This window comes from Clostridium sp. ZS2-4 (assembly GCF_026719745.1).
Classification (GTDB): Bacteria; Bacillota; Clostridia; order Clostridiales; family Clostridiaceae; genus Clostridium_H.
In genome coordinates this window covers 1-18,558 of the sequence record NZ_JAPPRQ010000039.1, presented here as the reverse complement: position 1 = coordinate 18,558, position 18,558 = coordinate 1, and the positions used below count along the sequence as shown (strand labels likewise).

The window sequence follows — 18,558 nt, the reverse complement described above, 5'->3', positions numbered from 1 at the left end:
TCTAAAACAAGGATTATTGGATATAGCATAAAATAAGAACCGTAGGTTTTACGGGGATAGCCTGTGGAGATAGTAGGTTACGAGGTCGTAGAAGCAGGAAAAGTTCTTGGATATACCAAGAAGCCCCTACTTCAGCGTAAGCAAGTGGAGGGAGAGTTCACTAGGTAATATCTTATCTATGGCAAAAGGATTAGATTATACAGTAGATGATAAAATATATGTCTGGCTGAATGTTAAAGAAATTGATATAAAATTAAAAGGAATTGGCATGAAAGGATTTGTGGGAAGCTTTAAAACTAATTTCAAAATCCCAAATTATTTAGGCATAGAAAAATCAGTTTCAAGGGGCTTTGGTGCGGTTAAAAGTATGGAATAACAAAAATTATTCACTGTATTACTGATTTTTGGAAGTTACAATTACCCTATAGAAAATGGACTGAACGTTAGTGAATTCTGTTTTCTGTTGTTTTGGATTAATTAGTGAATGGAGAGATTATATGAGAGTAAGAAAGAATTTATTAATATGTTCAATCATAGTGGTTCTCTTAACAGTACCTTTATTACCTTGTTTTTATAGTGATGGATTCCAATTTATATTTGGATATCCGATTCCGTATTTTACTATTTTTCATTTACCACCTATAAGAAAAAATGAAATACTTTTTGGGAGAATACATATAAATACATTGAGTTTTTCTGTGAATGTAGTATTAGTATATTTGATATTTATTTTAGCGTCTTTTATTATAAATAAGTTTAAGAAATAATAAGATACAAAATACATAGTATTCTTAAATCACGGTATAAAAGATTAATAATCAAATCAACAGTTACTACACAATAGCAAAAAATAGAGGCGCAGCTGACTACTTACAAAGATATAAGTTTACAAAAATACTTGCACAAACATTTATAACAACACAAACATAAATGTTTACATATATGTTTGTGTTGTTATTTGTATTTTAAAGTGGCTGTAGTTCTTAATTTAACTAGTTTTTATTTTTTTCTAGTTAAAAATCAGATTGTATTAAATATACAATTTACATATATTGAAAAAACAGATATAATAAATTGTATGAAACTTTTGCAGCAGGACAAACCTGATTTACGAAAGCTATTGATAAAACTGCTTTTACAAAGGCTTGTCAGTATGTAAAAGGGACAGAAAAACCTTGTCCAACAGGGTGTTTTTCATCAAAAAATCTTGATTTTAAGCTCGTCTTAAAACAAGCTCAAAGTATTGATATATAAGGATTTGTAAAGAAATAAGGGTTTAAGAGCAACTTCCATTAAAACAAGGATTGAAACTTAAGGGTGATAGAAAGTAATAACTATTAAATATATCTATACTTTTAGACTGCTGATTTAGCGGCCTTATTTGTTTTTTGAAATTTAATGTAAAGCTATTTTCGTATGTTTCAATTAGAATTATACTATTTTTATCAATTAAAGGTTTAATATGGTATAATTGCACGTATAATGATGTTGAATAATATAAAGAAAGTGTGTACTAACAGTAATATAACAAAATAGTAAAAGATTGAGAAGAGGATTATTTATATTTGAGATAGGGGGATTTTATATGGTTGAAAAAAAGATTGATGCAAGTAATTATCTTGCATTAGGATTATATGCTTTTGCGGGTTTTGGTTTAGAAATATTACTACTAATGGTTGAGGTTACTTTGTTTGAAAAAATATCTTCTAAATGGAGTGTTTTTCAGCATTGTTTTCATTGGACTATTACTTGTGTAATGTGGGGAATTGTTGTTTTAGGATTAGTGTCTTACTCTAAGAAGAAATATGATTTTGATATTTTTTCTTTTAGAGATGTACTTAATTGTAAGCAGTGGATTAGAGCTGTACTAATAGTAATTGTTGCTATTATAGTAATAAGTGTTGTTAATGGAGGAATAAAGCCAGTTACAGAATTTAAAAATTTAGCTGGTGTTAAATTTACCTTTCAAAATATCTACTATTTATTCGAGTCTATGTTAATTATGTTGACTGTAGTATTTGGACAAAAATATGGTGAAATTTTATCAAAGAGAAACAATATTCCATGGGGTGGTATTTTTCTTGCATTGACTTGGGGATTAGTGCATATATTTACGCAAAATTTAGTTACTGGAATATTTACTTTTATTATTTCAATCGTTTTTGGAATTGTCTATTTAGTTGATAATAAAAATATTAGATATGCCTATCCGATGATAGCATTAATTTTTATATTATAAGCATAATCTTTAGTAATTTTAAAGTCATAATTTTCTTAAATGCTTATATAAAAAGTTAATATTAAAATAAGTAGTTGAGACGTAACAGCAAAAATTGTGGCATAACTAGCAATAAAAATTTTATAAAATCAACTAAGCTTCTGGATCAGCAGAAGCTTTTATTTTTGCAACAAATTGAGAAACATTCATATAAGATGTGTATAGATTTTAAATATGACAAATTTGGGGTTAACTATGATACTTTGATGGTAAAAAGAATTTTTAGTATTAAGGGTAAGTTATTGTCGGTGAAAGGTAAGGGATGAATAAAGGGGAAAGACTTATAAGTGGAGAACCTATAAGTCTTGGGGGAATTAAAAGTGATAAAAAATGTAGTTTTGCAATGTATTAGAAATTATTCCCAAAGAAATGAAAAGTATTCAAAGATTAAATTATATATAATCAAATTATACCAAAGTATAACTTAATGAGGGTGAAAAACAAACTTAAATAATGTTCAACTATAACTTATTTACGGTAAAAAAATCAGGTAGAGTATAATAACAGTTTTTCTTTAAATATAACTAAATTAAAGTGAAGTATAACTAAATGAGGGTAAGTACAACAACAGTTGTTGTTTTATATGTTTTAAATAACATCTTTTGTTTTAATAGTTTTCAGCATAGCTTTAGCCATTGATATTACTATGTTTGTTCCCTTTAAATATAACCAAATGATACCTAAGTATAACTTAATGATGGTGAAATATAACTGTAAGTATAACCAAATGATACCGAAATATAACCTAATGAGGGTTAAGTATAACTAAATGATGGTGAAATATAACCCTTTTTAATTAAGTTATTGATAACTTAATTTTTAAAAGTTATAATTATTTTGAGGTGAAAATATGACGATAAATTTAACCAGTGTAAATGATAATTGGATATATCAAAGTAATAAATTAATTGAAGCAAGTTATACATTAACAGTATTAGAGCAAAAATTATTGAGAATATTGGCAAGTATGATAAAAAAGGATGATGAAGATTTTAAGGAATATGAATTCAAAATAAAAGATCTAATGAAAATATTGAATACTACTAATAAAAGGTTCTATAGAGATATTGATAACTTAACTGATTTGCTGATGCAAAGAATAATAAAAATAAAAGATGGGAATACAAATAAATTTACTAAATACCATTGGGTTGATGTTGCAAAATACAACAATGGCATTCTAAAGTTAAAAATTAATCCAGATTTAAAACCTTTTTATCTAAGTCTAGATTGGTATACTAAATATCAGCTTAAAAACGTTTTGCAATTCAAAAGTGCATATTCATTTAGAGTTTACGAGTTGTTGAAGCAGTATCAAAAATTAAAGGAGAGGAATATTACAATTGATGATTTGAGAACCATATTAGATATTAGTAAAAATCAGTATACAAAGTATGCAAACTTAAAACAGAAAGTTATTAAAGTTGCTGTGAATGAAATAAATGAAAAAACAGATTTGAATGTACAATTTGAAGAAATAAAAGAAAGTCGCAAGATTGTAGCTCTTAAATTCTTAATACATAGCACAAATAGTGAAATTGCAGCTGATGTAGATATAGGGGTTTCTGATATAGATAAAATAAAATCAATATTTAAAGAAGATATAACTGGATTAGAAGCAAAGAAACTGTTGGATGCATCAAAGGGGAATATGAGTATAATAAAGGAAAAGTATGAGATGGCAAAACAGTGTGTGGATATAAGTAATGTTGTTGGATGGGTTATAAGTGCAATTAAGCAGGATTATAAAAAGCCTCAGCAGAAACTAAATAAAGGAACATTTGATGACTATGAGCAGAGAGAGTATGATTTTGATGAGCTTGAGAAAAAATTATTAGGATGGAGAGAATAAATAGAGAAGTGATAAAAATAAAATCTGTTGTACAAACATTTACACCACCACAAACATAAATGTTTACATATGTGTTTGTGGTGGTGTTTGTATTTAAAATTGGCTAAAGTTCTTATATTCTTTTATTCCTATTCTCAAATATTTTTCACAAAGGTTTTTAATTTTATTTAACAATAAATGTAAAATGGCGTTTTAAAACTAAATCTTAGTACGGAAAAGTTACCTTTTCTGTAAAGTTGGGTAGAAAAAGTTGTATTTTAAAAATTAAAGTGAAACATTTTCTAGTTAAAAATCAAATTGTCTTAAATATACAATTTACATATATTGAAAAAACAGATATAATAAATTGTATGAAACTTTTATAGCAGGACAAACCTGATTTACGAAAGACATTGATAAAGCTGCTTTTACAAAGGCTTGTCAGTATGTAAAAGGGACAGAAAAACCTTGTCCAACAGGGTGTTTTTTATCAAAAAATCTTGATTTTAAGCTCGTCTTAAAACAAGCTCAAAACATTGATATATAAGGATTTGTAAAGAAATAAGGGCTTAAGAGCAACTTCCACTAAAACAAGGATTGAAACATAGCTGTAGGAAAATATCCAGAGACATATAAGCCGCTTAAGAGCAACTTCCACTAAAACAAGGATTGAAACTTAAGAGTGATAGAAAATAATGTATACTTTTAGACTGCTAATTTAGCAGCCTTATTTGTTTTTTGAAATTTAATGTAAAGCTATTTTCGTATGTTTCAATTAGAATTATACTATTTTTATGAATTAAAGGTTTAATATGGTATGATTTCATGTATAATGATGTTGAATAATATAAAGAGATTATGTATTAACAGGCATAAATGTATTAAAACATAATCGTAGAAAAATGTATCACAAGAGTAAAATATATTGAAAGGAGTGGAGTGAAATGAAATTTAATAAGTTGGATTTCATATTATATATAAAGACGGGCAATTTAAATTGGATATTATATCTAATGGCTTCGTTAATCATCTTAATTCCAATATATATAGTTCTTATTACTGATGTTCACTTTAGTGCATCTTTTAGTAAAATATCTATAGGCATAGCATTGATTTTTGTTATAATAGGAAAACTCATCACATTGATTAAAAAGAAAAAAGGAGATAAAAGTATTCCTGGAGATATTGGAATTATCATAGGTATTTTAATTGTATTCATATCCCATGTTTTGAAGTGAGTGTAATATATATAATTAAGTCTTAGTATAAAGATAATACGAATTAAAAATTAAATAATTATAAACTGTGTAAAGGAGATAAGACATATGAAAAAATATGAATATAAAGTTGTACCAGTTAAAATACCTATTACTTTTTCAGAAGAAAAACGTTATAAAAGTTTAGAAGAACAATTAAATAAATATGGTAAAAGTGGTTGGGAATTATGTTCACTTGTAAACAGATTAGTGGTTTTTAAAAGAGAATTAACTAAGTAAACCGTATAATAAGCTTTAACTAATCAAAGTATATTTGCATTTGAGGAGATGAATAAATGAATTATGCTATTTTCGGAATCGTTTTAATAGTAACAGGTATTTGGTTATTATATAATACCAAGAAGAATTATGAGGATATGTCGAAAACACTAAGAATAAAAAAGAATAAAAAATTTAAAATTTTAGATAAAAAGAAACTTAATAAGGTCCTAATTATTCAAAATATTACTTATGCTGTATTCTGTCTTCTGTTCGGTACTCTAATGTTTCTTTTTAATGATAGTTTGTTATTTGGTATTAGTATGATAGGACATGTTATTATAAATTTAACATTTGATATTCAAATAAAAAAATATATTATTTCAGAGTAACTTTCAAATATTGAATTAGTTCATAACTTTCTTAAATTACGGGGTGAAAGGTTAAGAATTAAAGAAGTAGTTAAGTCGTAATCGCAAAAAATAGCGGCATAACTGATAATAAAATAAAAATATGGATATTATAAAAGAAAAATTTGTTTACAAAAAAATTGCTTTAAAAAGGTTTTTAATTTTATTTAACAATAAATGTAAAATGGCGTTTTAAAACTAAATCTTAGTACGGAAAAGTTACCTTTTCTGTAAAGTTAGGTAGAAAAAGTTGTATTTAAAAAATTAAAGTGAAACATTTTCTAGTTAAAAATCAAATTGTCTTAAATATACAATTTACATATATTGAAAAACAGATATAATAAATTGTATGAAACTTTTATAGCAGGACAAACCCGATTTACGAAAGACATTGATAAAACTGTTTTTACAAAGGCTTGTCAGTATGTAAAAGGGACAGAAAAACCTTGTCCAACAGGGTGTTTTTCACCCAAAAATCTTGATTTTAAGCTCGTCTTAAAACAAGCTCAAATTATTGATATATAAGGAGTTGTAAAGAAATAAGGGCTTAAGAGCAACTTCCATTAAAACAAGGATTGAAACCTGAGGGTGATAGAAAATAATGTATACTTTTAGACTGCTGATTCAGCAGCTTTATTTATTTTTTGGCAACTAATATAAAGATCTTTTCATATGTTTTAATTATACTATTTTTATGAATTAAAGGTTTAATATGGTATGATTTCATGTATAATGATGTTGAATAATATAAAGAAATGATGTCATAAAGAGTTAAAAATCAAGAGAATAGTTAAGATATAATATTTTTGTTTTGTGAAGCAAGAAAAATTTATCATAACAACGGGATGGTAATAAATGGCGAACTGATGATTAATTATACTAGATGAGGTGAATTTATGAGTATTTTTTTATTAAGACATGGACAAACAGATTGGAATCTTATTGATAGATGCCAAGGACACACAGATATTCCACTAAATGAAACAGGAAAAAAGATGATTGAACAAGTTGCTGCTATCTTTAAAAGAGATATTGGAGAGATTGACTATATTGTATCTAGCCCTCTATCTCGTGCACATGAGAGTGCGATGATTTTTTCAAATAGTCTTGGGCACAAAGAAGAAATAATAATTAATGAACTATTTATCGAGAGATGCTTTGGTTTAGCGGAAGGGTTGTTACATGATAAGATTATATTGAAGTTTCCTAATTTAGATATCCCTGAAATGGAACCCGAAACGGATGTTTTCTCAAGAGCAATGGAAGGCTTAAATCACTACAATAGCATATATTCTGATGTAAACATATTGATTGTAACACATGGTGCTGTGTTAAAGACATTAGTAGATAATCAAACAACTTACGGCGAAAAAGATAAGAACTTAGTATATGCTGTTCCAGGTGGGCTATTTAAAATGGACTTACAAAATGGAGAGTATCAAATTAAAGAGGTTAAGTGAGGGACAATATAAAGAAATTATGAATGAATTAAGGGGGACTATAGAATGTTAAATCCAGCCGACGATATAATGCAAGCATTCCTTTTTTATATGATTTTAATATTTATATTAATAGCTATGGGGATTTATGGATTTGTACTATTTGTTAAACTTGCTCGTAGAGGAATAAAAGCACTTGATATTTATATAGCCAAAAATATAAGTGATAAGTGAGGATAGGGTATATATATTACACAATTGCAAAAAAGTACGTCACAAATACGATACAATAAATTATTATAAAACTGTAAAATTACACAACTAACAGCAAAATATAATCAGAATTATAAATAGTTTATGAGGTGAAGTAATGAAAGAAAAAATTAGAAAAATATGTGATGATTTTAGTAAGAAATATAATTTTTCGGGTGCTTGTCTTGTGAAAAAAGGAAATGATGTGATTTTTGAACAATCATATGGTTTAGCACATAGAGGTTTTAATATACCAAATGAAATTAATACTATGTTTGATACTGCATCTATTACCAAAGTTTTTACTGCAACAGCAATTTTGTTTTTAATAGAAAAAGGGTTGTTACATTTTGAGGATAGAATTACAGATATTATAGAACTAGAAGGTACTGAAATTCCAACAGATGTAACTATCTATAATCTGCTTACCCATACCTCAGGAATTGCTGATGATGCAGACGAAGAAGCAGGAGAAAATTACTCTGATTTATTTATAAATAAGCCTAATTATTCTATACGAAATACAATTGATTTCCTTCCCCAATTTGCATATAAACAACCTATTTTTAAGGCGGGCACTGATGTCAGATATAATAATTGTGCTTTTGTTTTATTGGGTTTAGCAATAGAAAAAATAACTGGACAAGACTATCGAAGCTTTGTGACAGATAATATTTTCATACCCCTTGGTATGCTAAATACAAAATTTTGTGCCATGGATGAAGTGAATGAAAATACGGCAGAAGGATACGTTGCATGCTATGATGAAAATCGGGTACAGCCGACATACATGTAAAAATAGGCCACATGCTGGAATTAATATCCATCATGTGGCTTTTTCTTGTCTCATTGGTATTGAAACAGACGTGTCTATTGCATTTGGTACATTTTCCAAGTCAATTACATAATCACCAAAACGTTTTATGTGTCTAGTAAGATATGGACTAAGAGCTGCTACATCTGACTTGGTAAACTCAACGCCACTCGCAGATAGCTCTTTTAGTATATAAGTCATATCCGCAACATTCTGCAGTATTACTGCGTTAGATACAAGGTCATTATATTTAATCCTTTTTTCCTGTTCATCAGGATCATTTTCAGATATAATTCCTTCACCTCCAAAAAAGAAAAATTTAGAAAAACCATTATAGGCCTCCATTTTATTTGTACTTGCTGTAATCTGCTGACGTAACTCAATATCAGAAATATATTGTAAAAGAAAAACAGTTCTAATTACTCTTCCTAATTCTCTAAACGATTGATATAACTTGTTTTTATGGCTATAATTATTTAGCTTCCTTAGAAGTGTAGACGGAGTTATTTTTCCTGCTTTAATTGATAATATTACTTGGAGCATATCTTTCCAATGAGTTTCGATTAATTTCCAATCTACAGTATCACTAAATAAAGAATCTATATGCTTATATTCATGAGATTTATCAAAACGATAAAACTTTAAATCTTTCCAGTTTCTAATTCGTGGCATTAGCTTAATTCCTAACAAGTAAGTTAATGCAAAAACAGGTGATGACTGTGCTTGGGTGTCTCCATGTATTGTATCTGGCTGAACATCAGATTTATTTTTAAGTAATCCATCTATAATATATATTGCTTCCCATACTCCACAGGGAATAAAATGGCTAAATAGAGCTATGTATGTATCTGAAACGTGATGATATGCAATACCACCGTTTCCACCATATCGTATATGATATTCTGATACTAAATTTTCTCTATAAAGATCAAACATTGTACCATCAACAGCAGCAATCTTGTTGTTACCCCATAATTTAGGAAGATAACATTTGTTATATAAATTAATTATATCTTTAATAGCTTCATCCAACTTATTTGCTGTAATATGTCTTCGATTTACAAAAGATAGCATATGTGGAGTCAATGAATCCTTCATATGTCTTGATGTTTGTGTGGGGCCAAGATTACATCCATATCCAAATGTCAAAGTAATATATCTTTCAACTGCATCATCCAATTTAGGATCTGATCCAGATAAAGGTCCAAAATGACGTGTCCAATTTAGCCAATGTTCTACATTACAAAGGATTTGAATAACATCACGTTCAGGTAAACATTTATAAATAGCATTTTCTAAATCAACAGTACTTTGGGAAATATTATTAGCCTTGGCACGTTTAAGTACAGGTTCACCTTTTTCATTAATAACAATCTGTCCGTTATTAGGATATTTTATATCTACTTCTATAGATTTTTCTTTTAGCAATATTTTCAACTGTTCTATAAATTCACTTGGAGATTCTTTGAAGTTCATTTCTGCACAAAAATCTGGAATTAAAGGCTCACATTCATTCCAAGGTAAAAGCTGTTCTCTATAGTCTGCAAATTCTTCAGAATTATCAATACATAAGTCTCCAGTTTTTAATCCAGATGCTAGATAGTAAAAAATACATACCTCCAGATGCCTTCGGACAAAAAATGTATTGCCACTTTCTTTTACCATAACAGTATTTTGCCATTGAACACTTGCAAAATTTAAATCTAGTGTGGCAGGTAAAAGTTCAACACGTTTATCTTCATTTGCAATCAGGAGATTTAGTGCTTCAATTAATGATTGATCTTGAGTCGCAGTTCGAATTTCAAGAAGTTCTATTAATCTAAATAAAGATTTTCTATAACTTTTATAAAATTTCCATAGTAAAGGCAAGTAATTATTTCCGTTATAAGAAGAAATAGTATCACAATCGGTAAGAAGTACTCCTATACCACCATTTTTATTTACTATTTCTCTAATTTGTTGTCCAAGTATTGCATCATTCTTACTATTATCATTTGTTTTCACAAGTACATTTGTTAAAATTGAAATTAGATTTTCTGTTTTCAAGCGGTTCTTTTCTTGAATCTTTTTTAGTTCATCTTTCCCTTTATTCTGAATATTACGAAGACATTTTAAAAACATCTCTACCAAATTATCTCGCATTTTGACTTTTGACATATATATTAAACTTAGAATTAAAGTATATTTTTTGGAAACAGAAAATTTATTTATCTCTGAAACGTCAAGAACTTTAGCTTCAGCCGCAAAGTGTTTAATTTTAGCAATTGGAATATCTTTTATTAAACTTTCAACATCCCCCATTGATAAAAGTAATTGATATGTACTTTCTAGTGCTTTAAGATGCTTAATCGTTGCTCTTTTAGGAGTTTCTTTTAAATAATTAAATTTTGAATAAACATCTGAATGTTCAATACTTAATAAACCATCCAACTGGCATTTTTTATCTAGAGTTAATTTTTTCAGTACATTTTCATAAATATTCGAATTAACTAATGTACGAATATGACGGACTGAGCGATCCAGCGTACTAAATGCCGGAAGTTCAAATCGCTCTTTGACTAATGATTCAATTGCTACATTTATAAGATCAGCAGGATTATTCATAACTTTAGCTGAGTTATAGGTAACTACAGTTATTATATGTCGTGCATTTGCTCCAAACTCTGTTACATTTAGATGTTCCCTAATGGAACTTTTATATCGGTAAAGTGTTCTATTAGGTATAGTAAGCTCTATATCTGATGTAATATTCAATTGTAAACAAAGATATTTTACAATCTCAATTGGAATTTCATCAATTCTAGGAAAATAGCCTAATCTTTGAAAGGACTTTAACAAAAGAATAAAATTAAAGACTTGAATTTCTCCTTTTGCGGTTTTATGGGCTACCTCAATTTCTTCATGACTAGGTGTGTAAAGTTCTATAAGTTCTTTTTTACTAATATTCTTCTTAAATCTTGGATAAGCTGTACGTTCAATAGTTGTCAAATTCTAATCCTCCTATATGCGATAATACAAATAAAACTGTTTGCTGCTAATTAACTGTCACTTTCTGGAATTATATTTTGTTTGATCTGCCACTTTAAGTTTATCTCGTATTCTTTAACTCTCCTATAAAATGTATTTTTCTTTAATTCTAGCAATTCCATAGCTTTTACAGCAGTTATTTCTCCATTTTTCCATTTAATATATATATTTTCAAATTTATAATTGATCTCTATTTTCTTTCTACCTTTGTACTTGCCTTGAGATTTTGCTATTGCTATACCTTCAGCTTGTCTTTGTTTTATCTTTTTACGTTCCTGCTCTGCTACATAAGAAAGTAGGCTTAGAAACTGATCCTCCATTAGCTTACCTATATCACCCATAGATTTAAATTTTCTGCTATCAAACAAAGTTTCATTATCTAAACATATTATATTGGCATTAACTATTCTAGTGAAATACTTCCATTCAGTTATAATATCATCGTAATTTCTTCCAAGCCTATCTAAAGAGTCAATATAAATTAAATCACCTTCTTCACAAAACCTTCTCATTAACTGATATTCTGGTCTGTTTAAGTCTTTTCCACTTTGCTTATCAATAAAAATATATTTAAGCTCTATATTTAGATCTTTCATTTTAAGTATTTGACGCGTTTCATTTTGATCTAGTGAACTCACTCGACAATAGCCCATAATTTTAGACATACACCAACACCTTCTTACATGATTTTTTGTATATATTATATAATAACTGTTGCATTAAGCCTATGTATTTTTGCAACGGTTCAAAAATAACATTCCTAACTCTAGTGAAATATTTTTTGATAGTGTCAATTAGGTATACTCTCTTGAAACATATTTCATTTGTTAATTAACATAATTTGTTTAATTTAATAATATAAAAAATGACAATATATTGACCATATTGATTTATATTGATATAATAAAGTAGTCAATATATTGTCAAAGTTTCAATACGCTTGGTAAATTACTTAATGAAATAGAGCTCTTTATTTAAAATATAAAAATAATATTGTAAGGAGATTGTAATTATATGAAAATAGAAATATCTAATATAGAAGCACTTGTGGTTGAAAAACTAAAAATCAAAGTTTTGGAATTAAGCCCCAATAGTAAACTAAGAATTAGCGTTAAAATGGAATTACCATGGTGCATAGGAGAAGAATATTCATCTTACGGAGTATTTATTTCTGATGAAAAAGGTGAAGTGGATTTAGATTTAGCTAAGCCTGTTGAAGGCACTTATGAAGCTAATGATAGTATGGGATTAATTTATTCATTGAAAAAGTCTAGATCTGAAGGCAAAAATATTGCAGAAAATATATCTATTGATGAACCAATGATTATAAATTTGGTATTTGAATCTACTGATGAAAAAAAAGAAATTAACTTAAAAAGGTTGTTTAAAACAGAAGATGTTATTGTAAAGCATATATATGAAGAAGAGTTTAGTGGAGAGCTATTTTATAAAGAAAAATCTAATAGCAGAACAGTATTAATGCTAGGTGGATCAAGTGGTGATGTACAAGCTATGGCTCTTTTAGCAGCACCACTTGCATCGAAAGGCCTTAGTGTTCTAGTGGTTCCATACTTTGCATCAGAAGGTTTGCCAGATAAATTAGAAAAAGTTCCACTAGAATACTTTGAGAAAATATTTAAATGGATTGAGAATAATGAAGTTACTAAATCTAAAGAAATATTTTTACATGGAACATCAAAAGGTGGAGAATTAGCACTTTTACTTGCTTCAAGATACAAACAAATTAAAAAAGTGGTTGCAGTAGAACCTCATGCTTATTGTTTTCAAGCACTTAATGGAATGATGAGCGGAAATAATGTTTCATCATGGTCATATAAAGAAGAGTCAATGCCATATATAGAAGTTGATAATAATATATTTTTTGAAGAACAAAAAAAAGTTGTAGAAAAAGGAATTCAATTTGGATTTGCTAGTACTTACAAGAAAAGTATTGAACGAGCGGTAAATAAAGAAGAAGCAAGAATAAAAGTAGAGAATTCTGAAGCAGATATTCTTATGATTGCAGGAAAAGAAGATAATATCTGGAACAGTTATGATGGGTGTTTAGAAATATTAGATAATCTAAAAAAGAACAACTATAAATACAATGTAGAATTGGTAACATGTGATAAAATGGGTCATCCGATGCCAGTTCCATATATTATTCCGATAAGCGAAACCTTATCCATGAATATGATGGGAGGAGTATTTTCTTCAGGGGGAACTATAGAAGGTAATGCAGAAGGACAGTTTAGATCGTGGAAAAGAACAATTGAATTTTTTATGGAGCCCTTATCACAAAAACTTAAAAAATAAAAATGAGTATATTACAATAATCTTAGCATTATTGATATTTCTTCACTAAAGTTATATAATCTATAGACAATGTATTGACTAAATACACCGTCTATAGATTATATAGATTGTAGGTTAAATTTTATGAAGGAGATTTTCAGCATGGATTATAGTAAAGAAATTTATTTATTACATCTTATGCAGCAAGCATATTCAAGCCTTGTTTCAGTTTCAAATAAACTACAAATTATAGGTGATCAATATTGTGAGCCATTAACCTCTAGGCAATATATGACAATGCTCGCAGTGCTTCATTTACATAAAGATGAGACTACACTTATTAATATCGCTAAGAAATTAGGTACAACAAAACAAAACATAACCCAATTAGTTAAAAGTCTTGAAAAAAAGGATTTTGTATCTATAATACCTAGTAAAAAAGACAAAAGGTCTGTAAATGTTTGTGTGACTGATTTAGGAATGGATGCTATGATTAAATGTGGGAAAAATGGCACTATTGATTTCATGGCGGATATTTTTAAAGATTTTACTAAAGAAGAAATAGAAACTTTATGGAGATTATTAGTTAAATTATACCGTTTTGATGGTGTAGAAATGGATGGATTTGAAGAAAATGTTCAAATTCCAAATGTGGATATAGAAAATGATTTAATAATTGTACTGGAAAAATTTTCGAAAAGACGAAATGAATAAAAATAGGCTGCATCATGGAATTTATATCCAGTATGTGGCCTATTTTTACACGTATGTCGGCTGTACCCCAAAATAATAATATTAATAAATGGAAGAAGAACATATACTATTATCCACCTATTGGCTCTCCAGATGGGGGAGTGTATTCAACAGTAAATGATCTTGATATTTTCATCAGAAATCTCAAAAAAAATATGTTATTAAATTTAGAATATACTAATATGATATTTTCACCTCATTGTGAATTTGCCAAGCCATTTAAAAAATGGGAACCTGGACTTAATGCAACAATAAGAAATGGATATGCCTTTGAATTTGTAGAGATTAATGGTGATGTGTTTTGTATGCGTAAAGATGGCTTAAACTATGGTGTAGGTGCAATGCTTTCATATTATCCAAATATTGATGCAACAATTATAATTCTATGCAATCAAGATTGTAATATATGGCAGATGCACAGAGAAATTCAAACTATACTGTATTATGATTGCTTCATAAAATAAAGATATAGCGTAACTATACCTATAATGTGAACTTAAAATATATGTAGTAGAAGTATATAGAGTGAGGAAGTCATATAATCATGCTGGATAATTTTGCGAAGTTTTGTTTTGGAGTGAGAATTATTATGTATAAGAAATTTTTAATGTCTATATTTGTTAGTATTGCTTTAGTTTTTTCAATAACGGGCTGTCAAAAACAAGATAATAATATTTTGAGTTGCTCCCAAAATGAAGAAAAGCTGTTGTTGAAAAGAATGGGAAGGTTGGATATATAAAAAAACTGAAATCAAAATAATATAGAAAAAGTCTTAGGGTATTTCCTAAGACTTTTTCTATTCCAAATTACTCCTCAAATACACCTCTTTTTTCTCATCTTCAGTTATCCCAATATATCTTAAAGTTTCACTTTTGGATGAATGGTTGAAGATCTGCATTAAAAGCTCTAGGGATACCCCGTTGTTATAGGCACGATAACCGAAAGTTTTTCTTAAGTTATCTATGGGTACTGCTTAATTTATTAGTAATACCATTATTGACATGTTATTTATATATTCAACGTACTTTAATCTTCAGAGATTATTTCTGATTCTTTACTTTTCTTTAAGTATCTATAAAGAGTCGCTCGAGAAACATTCAATGTCTCACAAATATCATTTATAGAATTATTCGGGTCATTAACTAGAGCTTTTGCCATAGAAATCTTTTTACTATCCATAACTTTAGGTCTTCCCCCAACTCTACCTCTTGCTCTTGCAGCTTTAAGTCCTGCATTTGTTCTTTCCTTTATAATATCTCGTTCAAACTCAGCTAGTGATGCAAATATATGAAATATTAATTTTCCTCCGCTAGTTGTTGTATCAATTTTTTCTTGAAGACTCTGAAAACCTATGTTTTTTTCAATTAAATCATTTACAACTTCAATTAAATGTTTTAATGATCTACCAAGTCTATCAAGTTTCCAAACAACTAATATATCTCCTTCACGTAAATAAGCTAAAGCTTCATCCAAACCTTTACGTTCAGTTTTAGCTCCACTAGCTACATCTGTAAAAATCTTTTTACACCCAGATTTTTCCAAAGCATCATTTTGTAATTCTAAATTCTGATCTTGAGTAGATACCCTTGCATATCCAATTAACATAAATTCATCCCCTTGCTTTTGTTAATTAAAGTTATTTAAGTAATATTATGTGTATTCATTACTGAATAGGTAAAATTTTATACTAATATAGTCTCATAACTCAACTTTATATTCAAGTTATGATATGTTGATTTTGAGATAAGTTTTGATATGATTTTCATGTGATTTTATTAAAATTTTTCTTTTTTTAAAAAAGTCTCAAAAACGAACGTTTTTAAGACGAATAAAATTTATACATATTTCATCTGTACGACACTTTCTGCAAACTAATTATATACCAAAATGATTTTCTAAAATTTTATTTAACATTTATTGCAAAAGATGTATAATATAATAAAAAGGATGTAAAAAGGTGATGTTTATCATGGAGGAACTTATAAGGAGAGCAGTATAAGAAATGTTATAGCTTCAAGAATGAAAGATAAAAATATGCCACCTAGTATTATTTCAGGTAATATTATGCTTATAAGAGTTAAACATGAATATAATGCACATTTTCTTAAATTTTATTTAGATAGTCCATATTCTTCTTGTATTCTAAAAAAAATAAGCTGCAGAGCAGCTCATTTTTATATTTCTAGTTCTTGGTTTGTTGTTATTACAACTCCAGCAGAGTCTTTAACCTTTAAATCACCAGATGATGTTATGAAAATGTTTTTTTCAATTATAGCATCCATAGCATCAGATACATCAGCAGCGTCTAAATCTTCTTTTACATCCTTAACTCTTACTACAGATTTCTTACCACCAGCAGTTAAGAAATTCATTACTAATACTCTCATTTACTATACCTCCTACATATTAGTTAAAAGATTTTCATTTTCTTTGAAGATTTCAGTAACAGGATCTTCAAGAAATTTTGATACAGCAGTTGCTACTACAAAAACATCTTCATCAGTAGCAGTAGGTTTTAATTTAGTAAGTCTTTGCTTTCTATAGAGCTCCTTACCTTTTTCGTCCTGTCCAAAGTGGTATTTGATTGCTACATCACTTTTTACAAGTGTTGATTTAGCCATAATAACAGCCCCTTTCTTTTTAATTTCAAATATATATATGACTTAGGGCTAAGAATTGAGATGAAAGTTGAAATAATTTTCTATTGCTTGTCTACCATTATTAATTAAAAATTTCTGCTGTTTCTCAGTAAGTTCAAATTGAAGGGTAGTGATATCTCCTGTATCAATAAATACAGTTCTTTTATAATTTTCACTTCTTACAAAATCATCAAGTTGTTGATTTAATAAAGTAGTCATAATATTTTGAAGCAAATCAATACTTCCATCTATTTTTACAGCTTTTGGATTTTCATGTTTAAGGATTTGTGAGATTTCTTCTTGTGTATCTAATTTTAGACCTAAAGTTTCCAGGTTCCTTTCAATTTCATGTGGAAATAATACTCCATCTTCGCATAAATAAGTATCAAATATATCAATAGGGAAGTTTCTTAAAGTACCGCCGTCAACAAATGTTTTACCTTTATATTTTACTGGAACAAATGCAATAGGAATACTCATACTTGCTCTAATAGCTGTAATAACAGGCATGTCTGGGGTGTTTTCATAATTTGCTACTTCTGATCTATGAGTTGAAAGGTCTGTTATAATAATATGAAGTTCTTTAAGACCTTTTTCTTTTAAATCTCTAAATGTTGTTGTTTCATTAAAACCTTTTAGTTTTGCCATTTTAATAAATTATGTTCTTCAAGATATTTAATTGCACCACAATAAGCAAGTCCTTTAATTCCGCCACCTTCAAATACTAAATTCTTAATCATTTTTACCTCCTTGAAAACTATACAGTTTTTCTTTTTATGAATTTAATTTGTAAGTTTTCAATTAACCGGTTAATTTTGTCTTACGACATATAAGAAGATGTTTAAATTAAAAATGTAAATCGAATTTAAATAATATTTTGAAAATTATTTAAAAGTAAAAAGCCGCCTAATTTAAAGGTGACACATTGCTTTTAATATTTGATTTTGGATATACAGAATTCAAACTGAATTTTTTATACTGCTTAAAGGATGAAAAATAAAATTTTTTTGCAAAGAGTGAAATGTTTTTGGAATTGAGTACTCTTATATAGTAAAAGAAAGTGGTAAATTTTATGGAAATATGTTTCAATTAAGTTATGAAAATTTACTAAAATATATGTGAGTGTAGTAAAATTTGTCTCAAAATTATATTGTTATACAAAGCATTAAATGGATGACTTATGGGTGAGTTAACAAATTTTAAATAAAGATATATGATATAGATGATTGCAGAATTTAAAAATTAAAAATGTGGATAACTTTTAAAAATTCACTTGAAACTGTTCAAAAAAAGGTACAACAAAAAGCCTTTTGATAAAAAGGTATGCGTAGCATGTAAGCTTAAA

20 protein-coding genes are annotated in these 18,558 nt (G+C 28.0%); 14 read left to right on the top strand and 6 right to left on the bottom strand.

Annotated features, from left to right (window positions below; all coding sequences use genetic code 11):
* Window positions 1–106: 106 nt before the first annotated feature.
* The 10 genes from OIO11_RS06355 (at window position 107) to OIO11_RS06310 (ending at window position 8,481) form a co-directional block, all read left to right on the top strand.
* Window positions 107–376, top strand: a complete 270-nt coding sequence (locus OIO11_RS06355; protein WP_268070603.1) for a CRISPR-associated endonuclease Cas6 — start codon at window positions 107–109, stop codon at window positions 374–376.
* Window positions 377–1,585: 1,209 nt separating this feature from the next.
* Window positions 1,586–2,239, top strand: coding sequence for a hypothetical protein (locus tag OIO11_RS06350; protein ID WP_268070602.1), 654 nt, complete (start codon window positions 1,586–1,588; stop codon window positions 2,237–2,239).
* A gap of 889 nt (window positions 2,240–3,128) precedes the next feature.
* Window positions 3,129–4,130: a replication initiation protein gene (locus OIO11_RS06345; RefSeq protein ID WP_268070601.1), complete on the top strand. Its 1,002-nt coding sequence runs from the start codon at window positions 3,129–3,131 to the stop codon at window positions 4,128–4,130.
* Between the two features lie 923 nt (window positions 4,131–5,053).
* Window positions 5,054–5,347 (top strand): hypothetical protein, encoded by a 294-nt coding sequence (locus tag OIO11_RS06340; RefSeq protein WP_268070600.1) that lies wholly within the window; start codon window positions 5,054–5,056, stop codon window positions 5,345–5,347.
* 87 nt (window positions 5,348–5,434) lie between these two features.
* Entirely contained in the window at window positions 5,435–5,605 is a 171-nt protein-coding gene (locus OIO11_RS06335; protein ID WP_268070599.1) for a DUF4177 domain-containing protein, read from the top strand.
* A gap of 56 nt (window positions 5,606–5,661) precedes the next feature.
* Entirely contained in the window at window positions 5,662–5,976 is a 315-nt protein-coding gene (locus tag OIO11_RS06330) for a hypothetical protein (protein WP_268070598.1), read from the top strand.
* A 342-nt stretch (window positions 5,977–6,318) separates the two neighbouring features.
* Entirely contained in the window at window positions 6,319–6,519 is a 201-nt protein-coding gene (locus OIO11_RS06325; protein ID WP_268070597.1) for a hypothetical protein, read from the top strand.
* A gap of 371 nt (window positions 6,520–6,890) precedes the next feature.
* The gene (locus tag OIO11_RS06320) at window positions 6,891–7,454 is read left to right on the top strand and encodes a histidine phosphatase family protein (protein WP_268070596.1); all 564 of its coding nucleotides are present in this window, start codon (window positions 6,891–6,893) and stop codon (window positions 7,452–7,454) included.
* 45 nt (window positions 7,455–7,499) lie between these two features.
* Window positions 7,500–7,667: a hypothetical protein gene (locus tag OIO11_RS06315; RefSeq protein WP_268070595.1), complete on the top strand. Its 168-nt coding sequence runs from the start codon at window positions 7,500–7,502 to the stop codon at window positions 7,665–7,667.
* Window positions 7,668–7,803: 136 nt separating this feature from the next.
* Complete coding sequence (locus OIO11_RS06310; RefSeq protein WP_268070594.1) at window positions 7,804–8,481, top strand: serine hydrolase domain-containing protein; 678 nt, start codon at window positions 7,804–7,806, stop codon at window positions 8,479–8,481.
* 30 nt (window positions 8,482–8,511) lie between these two features.
* On the opposite strand, the gene OIO11_RS06305 is transcribed toward OIO11_RS06310, so the two are convergent.
* Both OIO11_RS06305 and OIO11_RS06300 read right to left on the bottom strand, forming a co-directional pair.
* On the bottom strand, window positions 8,512–11,487 hold the full coding sequence (locus tag OIO11_RS06305) for a Tn3 family transposase (RefSeq protein ID WP_268070593.1): 2,976 nt from the start codon (window positions 11,485–11,487) through the stop codon (window positions 8,512–8,514).
* Between the two features lie 50 nt (window positions 11,488–11,537).
* Window positions 11,538–12,191 (bottom strand): recombinase family protein, encoded by a 654-nt coding sequence (locus OIO11_RS06300; RefSeq protein WP_268070592.1) that lies wholly within the window; start codon window positions 12,189–12,191, stop codon window positions 11,538–11,540.
* A gap of 349 nt (window positions 12,192–12,540) precedes the next feature.
* On the opposite strand from OIO11_RS06300, the gene OIO11_RS06295 reads away from it, so the two are divergent.
* From OIO11_RS06295 to OIO11_RS06280, 4 genes are all read left to right on the top strand, one after another.
* Window positions 12,541–13,842: an acyl-CoA thioesterase/bile acid-CoA:amino acid N-acyltransferase family protein gene (locus tag OIO11_RS06295; protein WP_268070591.1), complete on the top strand. Its 1,302-nt coding sequence runs from the start codon at window positions 12,541–12,543 to the stop codon at window positions 13,840–13,842.
* Between the two features lie 141 nt (window positions 13,843–13,983).
* Window positions 13,984–14,535 carry a MarR family winged helix-turn-helix transcriptional regulator gene (locus tag OIO11_RS06290; RefSeq protein ID WP_268070590.1) on the top strand — a complete coding sequence of 184 codons (552 nt, stop codon included), beginning with the start codon at window positions 13,984–13,986 and terminating at the stop codon, window positions 14,533–14,535.
* A 14-nt stretch (window positions 14,536–14,549) separates the two neighbouring features.
* On the top strand, window positions 14,550–15,038 hold the full coding sequence (locus tag OIO11_RS06285) for a hypothetical protein (RefSeq protein ID WP_268070589.1): 489 nt from the start codon (window positions 14,550–14,552) through the stop codon (window positions 15,036–15,038).
* Window positions 15,039–15,163: 125 nt separating this feature from the next.
* A complete protein-coding gene (locus OIO11_RS06280; RefSeq protein WP_268070588.1) occupies window positions 15,164–15,313 on the top strand; it encodes a hypothetical protein in 150 nt (49 codons plus the stop codon).
* A 287-nt stretch (window positions 15,314–15,600) separates the two neighbouring features.
* Here the strand turns inward: OIO11_RS06280 and OIO11_RS06275 are convergent, their stop codons facing one another.
* From OIO11_RS06275 to OIO11_RS06260, 4 genes are all read right to left on the bottom strand, one after another.
* Complete coding sequence (locus OIO11_RS06275) at window positions 15,601–16,179, bottom strand: recombinase family protein (protein WP_268070587.1); 579 nt, start codon at window positions 16,177–16,179, stop codon at window positions 15,601–15,603.
* A 569-nt stretch (window positions 16,180–16,748) separates the two neighbouring features.
* Window positions 16,749–16,961, bottom strand: a complete 213-nt coding sequence (locus OIO11_RS06270; protein WP_268070586.1) for a DUF2922 domain-containing protein — start codon at window positions 16,959–16,961, stop codon at window positions 16,749–16,751.
* Window positions 16,962–16,973: 12 nt separating this feature from the next.
* Complete coding sequence (locus tag OIO11_RS06265) at window positions 16,974–17,195, bottom strand: DUF1659 domain-containing protein (RefSeq protein ID WP_268070585.1); 222 nt, start codon at window positions 17,193–17,195, stop codon at window positions 16,974–16,976.
* Window positions 17,196–17,243: 48 nt separating this feature from the next.
* Complete coding sequence (locus OIO11_RS06260) at window positions 17,244–17,861, bottom strand: patatin-like phospholipase family protein (RefSeq protein ID WP_268070584.1); 618 nt, start codon at window positions 17,859–17,861, stop codon at window positions 17,244–17,246.
* Window positions 17,862–18,558 lie beyond the last annotated feature (697 nt).